The 2,817-nt window shown below is 37.7% G+C and carries 4 protein-coding genes; all 4 read left to right on the top strand.

All coding sequences use genetic code 11. From position 1 onward, the window contains the following. Nucleotides 1-370: hypothetical protein (locus ACT3RN_RS15135; RefSeq protein ID WP_444518788.1), on the top strand; the 370-nt coding region annotated here is incomplete at its 5' end. Between the two features lie 17 nt (nucleotides 371-387). Further along, complete coding sequence (locus ACT3RN_RS15130; protein WP_192991870.1) at nucleotides 388-1,860, top strand: M12 family metallo-peptidase; 1,473 nt, start codon at nucleotides 388-390, stop codon at nucleotides 1,858-1,860. 36 nt (nucleotides 1,861-1,896) lie between these two features. Next, complete coding sequence (locus tag ACT3RN_RS15125; RefSeq protein ID WP_192520986.1) at nucleotides 1,897-2,571, top strand: hypothetical protein; 675 nt, start codon at nucleotides 1,897-1,899, stop codon at nucleotides 2,569-2,571. 30 nt (nucleotides 2,572-2,601) lie between these two features. Beyond that, nucleotides 2,602-2,817: hypothetical protein (locus ACT3RN_RS15120; protein WP_444518787.1), on the top strand; the 216-nt coding region annotated here is incomplete at its 3' end.

Here is a 2,817-nt window from a genome sequence, read left to right as displayed (position 1 = left end):
GACCAAGGAAGTTGAGGTGGTGGCAACGAATAAGATTACGCTGACGGCTGGCGGTGCAAGTATCACATTAGATGGCGGTGATATTACGATTGCGGCAATGCAGTTCACGGAGAAAGCTGGGAAGCATAGTCGTGATGGCGGCGGGATGGATGGACAGGGGTTGGCGGGGTTGCCTGCTTTTGGTCACGCTAACAGTATTTGTTTTCGTTTCACAGATGATGACGACATTCCTTTTAGTGAAACTCAATATATTGCTACAAATAAAGCAACGGGGGAAAAAATCCATGGAACAACAGATAAAGAAGGTATGACCCAACGCTTTTATACGAAGACACCAGAAGAATTTGAAATACATTTGGAAATAGATTAAATAAAAGGTTGCTCATAATGGGAACAACATCAGGTAGCTCCAGCTCTGACCATGGTACAAAAGACACGCAAATATCAGCTCCAAGACGTTTTTTGGTACATTTCCGACGACCAATAAAAGAAGGTTATAACGGATCTTACGGCTTCGACTGGTTAAGAGATGAGTACATTTATGATATTAAACAAGTTATAGAAGCAGGACCTAAACCAAAAAGACTTTATCGGGGTAATGTTCATGATCTGATTAAGGAATATACTACGCTAAAACCAGGCAATAGCACGTTATCCGAAGTTACTGAAATTGGTAATACCTCCGAAGCCTATATTCCTGCCTGGCTAGGTATCTTCCCTGATAGATCCGAAGTAGAATTATATTTGCAAATAGATCAGCTCACGACTGATGATAATAAACCTTTATCATCAAATGATAGTACTGTATTAGAATTCAGTACAAGTCCTGGTATCGTTGTTTCACCCACCAAAATCGCATTGAAAAAATTAATTACTAAAGGTCAGAAAAGCAGAAAGCTAGTTAGATCTGGCGAACAGACTGACGGAGAAAACGGATACTCTAGAAACATAAAATATTATGTTGATGAATCTATCAAGATTAGTATTAAGGCTACAAGTTCTAGTAATAAGGCCAGATTTATTAAGGTTATTGCTAAACGAGGTAAATACCAACGTAAAGTTGGTGTTCTCATGATTTATCCAAATAGCAACATACCTAATGCAGATATAGTTGTTGTCCATTTCTGCACAAAGTCTGGAGCTACGACTGTACCAACACCTCCTGCCTATCAGCACTACCTTAAATATAGATCTTTAAATCAAGCGTTAGTTCGTGGTGAGGTGAAAGGTATAAGTCGGTTAAACGTGGCTGACGAAAAAAACAATCATACTCGACGTAGTGCAAAAGGGATAATGATCCGAAAGTTTCTTGAAAAGTATCCACCAAATACTAATGTTTCAAGAAGCGAAGGCAGTAACTTAAAAAAAGATATAGTCAAACTATATGAATTATTTAGTGAAAAATACGTACCTTCAGGTGGCATTGAAGGTGCTAATAATAAAAAAACTTTCGTAATATTTACAGACTATAAGGTTAAAACTGGTATTTACACTACATTAGGTAGCGCTCAAGCACGTGAAAAGAATATGGTCGAGAACTTATTTGACTGTACGTTCAACGATGATTGTTTTTCAAAGGTTTGGGGTAATGCAGTGGTATTATTTGATCAAGGTAATACTCAATTAGATACTTTTGCACATGAATTGGGTCATAGTTTTAGCTTGCCACATACATTTGCCAGTAGTTCGTTGACACGACACAGCTTTTATCAAGGGTATACGGACAATTTAATGGATTATTCTTATTTATTAGATCGCACAGGAAAAGAGAGTGGCGGGACGAATCCATATAAGCATCATATGTGGTCACTATTTAAGTGGCAGTGGGATCTACTAAGAAAAGACCGAAGCATTAGATAATACTCAAACCATAGTTTAATAAAATTGGAATTCCATATGATTAAAGTTAAATATGTAATACTATTGCTTTTGCCGTTAGCAGGTTGTCATGAGCTACCAAATAAAAAAGTTAATACCGATAATGAAGCCTTAGATTGTCGACAATATTCGATTGAACAAGAATATGAAATGGTAGAACCCGTAGCGCCTGATACTGGCATACAAAGACAACAACCCATTGACGTTATTTCCAGAGCAACGTTTATTGAAAGATTAAGGATATCTCCCCTATGGAAGAAACTAAAATACAAGTTCGAAGAAAATGAAGACTACACTGACACTTTTACCTTCCATACCAGCCAAGGCTATGTGCTTATTCGAGGAGATGATTACCTTACAGATATTACATATAATTTTAATGGCGCATTTATCGGAAATGAGTTTGGCCATACATTGCCAAAACAATATCAGCTTGAACTAATTGAAACTATTAACTTGATAGTTAACAATCATGATAAGGCTGTTGAAATATTTGATGAGCTTTACAGTAGCTATACGTATAAAGTTAATAATAATATCACCTTGTATGATGACCAATCAATTAAAGATAAAATTTTTCATACCTATGTTTCATATGACGACATATATTTTGAGCTTTGGGGCGTAAGACAAACAGGTCACCCTATAGCCGAATGTAATTTTGACATGATCGAAAAACTAACGATTAGTTAGATCACTGTTATAGCCAACAGTCTGGCACACGTGACAGGTCTGACCATCAGTCGTCGCCACTATGAACGTCATGCCTCAACACTAGAAGCAGGTATTCACTTAACCCAGCTGCGTCTGATTACCGCAGACACGCCGTGGGTGGGTAGCTTATATAGCAAACGCGTACTACCGCCAATGACCGGTATCACATATGATCAAAGCGATACCGACAGTCGCAATCACATGACTCCGACCAAAAGCTATCTA

The sequence above is a fragment of the Psychrobacter sp. AOP5-GZ1-6 genome, assembly GCF_052376345.1.
Taxonomy (GTDB): domain Bacteria; phylum Pseudomonadota; class Gammaproteobacteria; order Pseudomonadales; family Moraxellaceae; genus Psychrobacter.
This window is presented reverse-complemented; position numbering and strand designations above follow the sequence as displayed.

What these genes read in the sequence shown, in the direction of transcription:
- ACT3RN_RS15130 (WP_192991870.1), top strand. Translation starts at nt 388, where the DNA reads ATGGGAACAACATCAGGTAGCTCCAGCTCTGACCATGGTACAAAAGAC.
- ACT3RN_RS15125 (WP_192520986.1), top strand. Translation starts at nt 1,897, where the DNA reads ATGATTAAAGTTAAATATGTAATACTATTGCTTTTGCCGTTAGCAGGT.